Origin of the sequence: Mesorhizobium sp. M7A.F.Ca.ET.027.02.1.1, from assembly GCF_004022985.1 — a bacterium.
In the GTDB taxonomy this organism is placed as follows: domain Bacteria; phylum Pseudomonadota; class Alphaproteobacteria; order Rhizobiales; family Rhizobiaceae; genus Mesorhizobium.
On sequence record NZ_RZOL01000336.1, the window covers coordinates 1 to 6967 of the forward strand.

The following is a 6967-nucleotide window of genomic DNA, read 5'->3' on the forward strand; positions in this document are numbered from 1 at the left end:
CCGAAGGCTGATCCGCCTGGTGCTGCCAGCCGGCAAACAGACTGCCATCATATTCGATGTCGAGGCGAAAACGCGGCATGCCGGGCGGCTATACGCTCTCGCCTAGGCGGCGAGAGCGGTGAAGGCAGAGGCGTAGACTAGCCTGCCTGCTTCTGGTGCGTCACCCCAGGCCAGCGCCTGCAGCGCTTCGCCCTGGTACTCGCTCTCGAAGTTCTCGGCACGCGTGTGGCTATATCCGAAACGCCCGTAATAGATGGGGTCGCCGAGCACCACGGCCAGCGTTTCGCCGGCATCCCTGAGGCGGATATGCGCCTCGCGGATCAGCGCGCCGCCGATGCCGCTGCCATGGAACGAGGGCTCCACCGCCAGCGGTGCCAGCGCCACGGCCGCGAAAGTCTTGCCGCCATTCTGGACGAACAGCCGCGAAAACAGGATGTGACCGACCACCTGGCCGTCCTCTTCCGCCACCAGTTCGGCAACAGCGTCGCCGCCGGTCACCAGCGCGTCGACCAGACCGGCCTCCGCCTGCTGGCCGAAAGCGTGTTCCTCGACGAGGCGGATGGCCTCGCGATCCCGCGGCGTTGCCGCGCGTATCGACATCATGCTCATGAGAATTTCAGTCCTTTTTCGATCTTGGCCCCGCGCAGGAACTCCGACGCGGCAGCGGGCTTTCCGCCCGCGCGTTGAACTTCGACCAGCCTGATCGCGCCTGCCCCACAGGCGACCGTCAGCCGGTCATCGAGAATTCCTCCCGACTCGCCCAACTCTTCCCAAAGCGACAGGCCTTGCGACAGCGTCGAGCGAAGCAGTTTCAGCCGCTCCTGACGGCCGCCAATTCCTATCTCCGACCACGCGCCGGGAAAGGGCGACAGGCCGCGAATATGATTGTGGACCTCACTTGCTGAGCGAGTCCAGTCCACGCGAGTCTCGGATTTATCGATTTTCTTGGCGTAGGTCACCCCATCCACAGCTTGTGTGGTGAATGTCAGGGTATTCCTTTCCAGTCGCGCCAGCGCTTCCACCATCAAGGCAGCACCGACACTCATCAACCGATCATGCAGATCGCCGGCTGTCATATCGGGTTCGATGGCGCATTTTTCAACCAGCCCGACCGGGCCGGTGTCCAGCCCCTCTTCCATGCGCATCACCATCATGCCGCTTTCCAGGTCGCCGGCCATGATGGCGCGCTGGATCGGCGCGGCACCGCGCCAGCGCGGCAGAAGCGACGCATGGCCGTTGATGCAGCCGAGCCGGGTCGCCTCGAGAACCGCCTTCGGCAGCAGCAAGCCATAGGCGACGACCACGGCGACATCGGCCTGCAAGGCACGGAAAGCGGCCTGCTCGGCCTCGCCCTTGAGCGAAACCGGCGCCCGGACTTCAATGCCCAGCCGCTCCGCCTCGCGCTGCACCGGCGATGGCGTCAACTCCAGCCCGCGCCGCCCTGCGGCGCGTGGCGGCTGGGTATAGACGGCCGATATCTCATGGCCAGCCTCGGCGATCGCGCGCAAAGTCCGCACCGAAAACTCCGGCGTGCCCATGAAGATGACGCGAAGGGGCATTTTTCTTCTGGTATCCTGTCTTCTTGCTCGCACCGTGTGCCGGCTCAGGCGTCCGCTTCAAACGGGTTTACGCGCTTCAGGTCAAGCTCGTCGAAGTCGCGAACGTTGCGCGTGGCAAGCGTCGCATCATGGGCGAGGCAGATCGCGGCAATCATGGCGTCGGAAAGACTGATCGGACGGCCAATTCTTTCCCGCGTCGCCCGCAGCTTGCCGGCAAGTCGGGGGATCGAACCGGAAAATTCCACGATACGGCCGGCGAACTGCTGCGAAATCAGCTGATCGAGCACGCGAATATAACGGTCTGATCCCGTCTTGTTCAAAAACCGTTCGGCCCCGAAAGACTGCTCCATGATGACTGGCCCACACATGTAGAGTGCGAGAAGATCCTGTTTGCGGAACCAGGCGGAGACATTCAAGTCGGGCGCCGGTTTGCTGGCTTCGGAAACAACATTGGTATCGAGGATGATCACTCGAAATCCTCAACTGGATGGCCGAAGTCGCGTTTTCCGTCCGCTTCGATTTGGTCCATTATCTCGGAAAATTCATCGCCTATTGCATTTTCAGCAGCGAACGCCGAACGAATGGCATCCCACGCGGAAAGTCCCGGCTCCGGTTTGGCTTCTTTCTCCGCGACCATGCCTTTACGCAAGAGATCGATCGCCTTGCCCGACAGACTTTGGCCGCCCTTGCGCGCCGCGTGTTCAATTTCGCGCTTCAAGGGTTCGGGAATATCTCTGATCAACATATCGCCCATGGATGCCTCCAAGATTTGATATCTCTGATATCACCCCCGGAGTCATTGATCAACAAGAGTTCCGCCCCTTCACCCAGCCACTCAAAACGGTCCATTAAGTCTACACCAACTGTTCAGGCGTATGCTTCGCGGATCTGTCCTGGGAGCTTCATATGCAGCGCGCTCAAAATCCCTTGGGGAAACGCAGGAAGCCAATAGCTGAATACAAATCGGTCGAAGAACGATACGAGAAAGGCGAATTGTCGAGGCGAAGAGAGAGCAATTTCGCCATTTATAACACCCTGCTAATGATGGTGTTAGCCGTGGTTGTCTCTCTGGTGCTGATCATCTCGCCAGAATCTCGCGCGCTTGCATTAGAGATCGGTGCAAAAGCGTTCGAGCTTGGCAGGGATTGGGTTTTGCGTGGCGTGCTCGAATGATCCCTATCCCGCCAGCTTGCCCGGCGCCTTGTCCCTGGCGAGCTTCTTGAATTTCTTCACCACCATGTCGCGCTTCAGCTTCGAGATGTGGTCGATGAACAGGACGCCATTGAGGTGGTCGATCTCATGCTGCAGGCAGGTCGCCATCAGGCCTTCGGCCTCCATATCCTGCAATTTGCCGTCGCGGTCGAGATACTTGACCCGCACAGCGGCCGGGCGTTCGACCTCGGCGTAATAATCCGGGATCGACAGGCAGCCTTCCTCGTAGACGGAGCGCGCATCTGCGCTCTCCAGGATTTCCGGATTGATGAAGACATGCGGCGCCGGCGTCTCGTCTTCCTTGGCCAGATCGATCACCAGTAAGCGCAGCGGTTCGCCGATCTGGATCGCCGCCAGCCCGATACCCGGCGCGTCATACATGGTCGCCAGCATGTCGTCGGCTAATCTGCGCAAAGACGCGTCGACACGCTCCACGGGCTTGGAAACCTGGCGCAGGATGGGGTCGGGAAGGATGATGAGCGGCTTGATCGACATGGCGTTCCACCTAAGACCTCCAGAGAAAAGCGTCAACCGGTAGGCTGGAGGCTCGTTCACGTTTTGATCTGTGCCGGCAGCGCGAATCGTTTATGCTGTCCACATGAATGATTTGAGCACCATCCTTTCCGAACCTGTCGCCCGGCTTGGCGCCACAACCGTCACGCTCGGCCATGCGCTGGCCTTCGGCGCTTTGCTGTTTCTGGCCCTGTTCGTGGCGCTGGTCATTGCGCTGTGGCGGTCGGCGAAGGCGCGCGCCGTCGCGGCTGCGGAAGCCGCCGATCATGCCCGCGATGCGGAAGTGCGGATGGCCGGCATTCTGCAAAGCCAGGCCGAAATGCAGGGTCGTATGGGCGCCATCGCCGAAGTGTTCGGCGCACGGCAGGCGGAGCTGACGCAATCGATCGGCCAGCGCCTCGACGCCATGACCGGCCGGCTCGGCCAGACCATGACCGAGCAGACCAAATCCACGCATGAGAGTCTGGCCAAATTGCAGGAGCGGCTGGCCATCATCGATGTCGCGCAGGGCAACATCCAGTCGCTCGCCGGCCAGGTGGTGCAGCTGCAGGCGATCCTCTCCAATAAGCAGACGCGCGGCGCCTTCGGCCAGTCGCGCATGGAGGCGATCGTCGCCGACGGCCTGCCGCACGGCGCCTATGAATTCCAGGCGACGCTGTCGAACGGCAGCCGTCCTGACTGCCTAGTGAAGATGCCGAACGGCGCACCGTCGCTGGCCATCGACGCCAAGTTTCCGCTCGAAGCCTGGAATGCCATCCGCGCCGCCGACGGCGCCGACCTGCAGAAGGCCGCCTCGCAGGCCTTCCGCCGCGACATCGAGATCCATGTCCGCGATATCTCGGAAAAATACCTGATCCAGGGCGAGACGCAGGACACCGCCTTCATGTTCGTGCCGTCGGAATCGGTGTTCGCCGAGATCCACGAGAATTTCGAGGCGATCGTCCACAAGGCGCACCGTGCCCGCATCGTCATCGTCTCGCCGTCGCTGCTGATGCTGTCGATCCAGGTCATCCAGGCGATCCTCAAGGATGCCCGCATGCGCGAACAGGCGCACCTGATTCAGGGCGAAGTCATCCGGCTGATGGAGGATGTCGCGCGCGTCGACGAGCGGGTGCGCAAGCTGCAGGTGCATTTCGGTCAGTCGGCCAAGGACATCGACGACATCCTGGTTTCGACGTCGAAGGTCACCAAGCGCGGCCAGAAGATCGAGGCACTGGAATTCGGCGCGCAGCCCGACGGCGATGCCGCCGCGGACGCAGCGTCACGGGCTCCCGCCGCGAAGGTCGATACTGGCGCGCGCGTTGCCGATTCGAAAACCGGGCAGCTCAGGCTGAGGGTCGTCGAAGGCGACGATTGAGGCGCGGCGCCGGACCGGCGCTACTGCTCTTCCTTGGTCGTCATACCCGGGAATTCCGGCAACCAGGGCAGCGCCGAGCGGTGCCAGCTTTGCCGTCTCGGGACTAACTGTTCACGTTGTCGCGCCGTGCCGACCCGGATGCCATAAACCTTCGGCCCGTCGCCAACCGATGTCGCGTAGAGATGCGAGCCGCACTCGCCGCAAAAGCCCTGCGCGCGCTTGTCGCCGCTCGATCCTGTCTTGATATAGACCTTTGGCGCACCCTTGGTGATCCGGTAGTGGCCTTCCGGCGCGCCCACGGTCACGCGAAAAGCCGTTCCGGTCAGTTGTTGGCAATCGGTGCAGTGGCAGATTCCGGTGTTCTCCGGGTCGACCTCCGCCTCGTAGGTGATGGCGCCACAATGGCAGCCGCCGTCGATTTTCATCTTCGCTCCTCCAAACTCCCTTTAATCCTAGCGGGTCAAGGCAGCCAGGCAATGGCGCGGCGCTAGTCCAGAGCCGGATCGGATGCGGTGTCGATCAGCTTGCGCCGCTTCTCCCAGGTGCCTGCCGTCTGTGGCTTGACGAACAGCCGTGTGATCTCCGGCATCTCCTTCTTCAGCTGCGCCTCCAGGCGCTCGACGCAAGCTTCGATCTCGGGCGCCGTCAAATGGTCCTCGAACTCGATGCTCAGGCCGGCGACAATCTCTGCCGGCCCCATATGGACGGTCAGGACGCCGTTCGCCCGCTGCACCGCCTGATCCTGCTGGGCGATCGCCAGCACCTTCATCTGCACCTCGGGCGATGCCGGCTCGCCGATCAGCAGGCCCTTGCTTTCGCGGGCCAGGAAGATCGCCGTCGCGCCCAGGATCAGCCCAATGCCGATCGAGGCGGCGCCGTCGAGTTCTGGCATTTCCAGAACTTCCGCCGCCAGGATGCCGGCGAACGCGACGATCAGGCCGAGAAGCGCTGCACTGTCCTCGAACAGCACGGTGTAGACGCTCGGGTCCTTGCTCGACTGCACCGCCCGCAGCCAACCCTGCTTGCCTTCTGCTGGCGGAACTCCTTCAGCGCTACCCACCACGAACTGCCTTCGAACAGGAAGGAAAGGCCGAGCACGATGTAGGTCACCTCGGCGTTGGCGACCGGCTCCGGCGCCATCATATGGGTCACGCCTTCGTAGAACGACACGCCGGCGCCCAGCGCGAAGACGAGGAGCGCGACGATGAAGCTCCAGAAGTAGAGTTCGCGGCCGTGACCGAGCGGATGCGTCCGGTCGGCCGGGCGGGCGGCGCGGTGCATGCCGTAGAGCAGCAGGCCGCCATTGCCGGTATCGACCAGCGAATGCACGCCCTCCGACAGCATCGCCGAACTGCCGGTGAAGGCGGCGGCGGCGAACTTGGTCAGCGCGATGGCGAAATTGCCGGCGAGCGCCGCGTAGATCACCTTTTTTGAGCCGCCGTGCCCGGCCATGGCATTTGTTCCCATTCAAGGCGCAGTCTAGCGGCCAGGCCGCTAAAGCTCCACAGGCATCACACCGCGCGAATGTCGGGTCGTCCAAGCCAGCGGTCATGAGAGATCGGCCTATGGAAAACGGCGACTACTCGACGATCTCGCTGGTCCACACCTTGAAGCCGGCAAGCGTTCCCGGGCCGAATATATGGGTCAGCGGCACGTCGGCGGCGTCGCGGCCGGAGGCGATCAGGATGCGGCCGATGCGCGGTGCATTGTTGCGCGGGTCGAAGACATGCCAGCGGCCGCCGAGATAGACTTCCATCCAGGCGCAGAAATCCATGCTCGCCCATGGTTTCGGCATACCGATGTCGCTGATGTAGCCGGTGCAATAGCGCGTTGGGATGTTGAGCGCCCGGCAGAAGGTGACCGCGAGATGCGCGTAGTCTCGGCACACGCCGCTCTGTTCGCGATACGCTTCCGCGGCGGTGCGTGTCGGCCGAGCATTGCCGTAGTTGAAGACGATGTGGTTGTGGACGAAGTCGCAGACCGCCTGCACGCGCGGAATGCCCAGCGGCGTGTTGCCGAACAGCCGCCACGCTTCATCAGCCAGAAGGTCGCTTTCGCAAAAACGGCTGGGCAGCAGGAACAGCAGCGTGTCCGCCGGCAGGTCGCGAACCTCGTGCTGCCAGGCCATCAGATCGCCCATCTCGAAAGTGCCGGGATCGCGGATCACCGCGTCGGTGCCGAAGGTGAAACGCCCGGGCGGCGCGACGAACCGGTTGCACCAATTGCCGAAACTGTCGCGATAGCTTTCGATCGGCACCGGCGGGTTGGAAATCAGGAAATCCGGCCGCTCGAGATCGGAGGCACGCGAATAATGCACATTCAGCAT

9 protein-coding genes and 2 pseudogenes are annotated in these 6967 nt (G+C 62.6%); 2 read left to right on the plus strand and 9 right to left on the minus strand.

The features are described 5' to 3' along the window. The 5 genes and pseudogenes from EN749_RS39065 to EN749_RS27280 form a co-directional block, all read right to left on the minus strand. Window positions 1-79 (minus strand): annotated as a pseudogene (locus EN749_RS39065) (tRNA pseudouridine(38-40) synthase TruA); the annotation flags it as partial. 23 nt (window positions 80-102) lie between these two features. Next, window positions 103-609, minus strand: a complete 507-nt coding sequence (locus EN749_RS27265) for an N-acetyltransferase (RefSeq protein WP_127398815.1) — start codon at window positions 607-609, stop codon at window positions 103-105. After that, complete coding sequence (gene fmt, locus EN749_RS27270; RefSeq protein ID WP_128364335.1) at window positions 606-1559, minus strand: methionyl-tRNA formyltransferase; 954 nt, start codon at window positions 1557-1559, stop codon at window positions 606-608. The genes EN749_RS27265 and fmt overlap by 4 nt, the downstream gene beginning before the upstream one ends. A 44-nt stretch (window positions 1560-1603) precedes the next feature. Next, window positions 1604-2029: a type II toxin-antitoxin system VapC family toxin gene (locus tag EN749_RS27275; protein ID WP_127383449.1), complete on the minus strand. Its 426-nt coding sequence runs from the start codon at window positions 2027-2029 to the stop codon at window positions 1604-1606. Then, window positions 2026-2313 (minus strand): plasmid stabilization protein, encoded by a 288-nt coding sequence (locus tag EN749_RS27280; protein ID WP_127328141.1) that lies wholly within the window; start codon window positions 2311-2313, stop codon window positions 2026-2028. The genes EN749_RS27275 and EN749_RS27280 overlap by 4 nt, the downstream gene beginning before the upstream one ends. Before the next feature lie 152 nt (window positions 2314-2465). On the opposite strand from EN749_RS27280, the gene EN749_RS27285 reads away from it, so the two are divergent. Next, entirely contained in the window at window positions 2466-2732 is a 267-nt protein-coding gene (locus EN749_RS27285) for a hypothetical protein (protein WP_127396468.1), read from the plus strand. 3 nt (window positions 2733-2735) lie between these two features. On the opposite strand, the gene def is transcribed toward EN749_RS27285, so the two are convergent. Continuing rightward, the gene (gene def, locus EN749_RS27290) at window positions 2736-3266 is read right to left on the minus strand and encodes a peptide deformylase (protein ID WP_127396469.1); all 531 of its coding nucleotides are present in this window, start codon (window positions 3264-3266) and stop codon (window positions 2736-2738) included. Between the two features lie 103 nt (window positions 3267-3369). On the opposite strand from def, the gene EN749_RS27295 reads away from it, so the two are divergent. Next, complete coding sequence (locus EN749_RS27295; RefSeq protein WP_127269360.1) at window positions 3370-4641, plus strand: DNA recombination protein RmuC; 1272 nt, start codon at window positions 3370-3372, stop codon at window positions 4639-4641. Window positions 4642-4661: 20 nt separating this feature from the next. Here the strand turns inward: EN749_RS27295 and EN749_RS27300 are convergent, their stop codons facing one another. The 3 genes and pseudogenes from EN749_RS27300 to EN749_RS27315 form a co-directional block, all read right to left on the minus strand. Further along, window positions 4662-5066, minus strand: a complete 405-nt coding sequence (locus EN749_RS27300) for a GFA family protein (protein ID WP_023810754.1) — start codon at window positions 5064-5066, stop codon at window positions 4662-4664. 62 nt (window positions 5067-5128) lie between these two features. After that, window positions 5129-6093: pseudogene (locus tag EN749_RS27310) on the minus strand (cation diffusion facilitator family transporter). Between the two features lie 127 nt (window positions 6094-6220). Continuing rightward, window positions 6221-6967: transglutaminase family protein (locus tag EN749_RS27315; RefSeq protein ID WP_145991020.1), on the minus strand; the 747-nt coding region annotated here is incomplete at its 5' end.

Bases quoted from the DNA above. Each gene is read 5' to 3' on its own strand.
- EN749_RS27265 (WP_127398815.1), bottom strand. From the start codon at position 609: ATGAGCATGATGTCGATACGCGCGGCAACGCCGCGGGATCGCGAGGCC.
- fmt (WP_128364335.1), bottom strand. From the start codon at position 1,559: ATGCCCCTTCGCGTCATCTTCATGGGCACGCCGGAGTTTTCGGTGCGG.
- EN749_RS27280 (WP_127328141.1), bottom strand. From the start codon at position 2,313: ATGGGCGATATGTTGATCAGAGATATTCCCGAACCCTTGAAGCGCGAA.
- EN749_RS27285 (WP_127396468.1), top strand. From the start codon at position 2,466: ATGCAGCGCGCTCAAAATCCCTTGGGGAAACGCAGGAAGCCAATAGCT.
- def (WP_127396469.1), bottom strand. From the start codon at position 3,266: ATGTCGATCAAGCCGCTCATCATCCTTCCCGACCCCATCCTGCGCCAG.
- EN749_RS27295 (WP_127269360.1), top strand. From the start codon at position 3,370: ATGAATGATTTGAGCACCATCCTTTCCGAACCTGTCGCCCGGCTTGGC.
- EN749_RS27300 (WP_023810754.1), bottom strand. From the start codon at position 5,066: ATGAAAATCGACGGCGGCTGCCATTGTGGCGCCATCACCTACGAGGCG.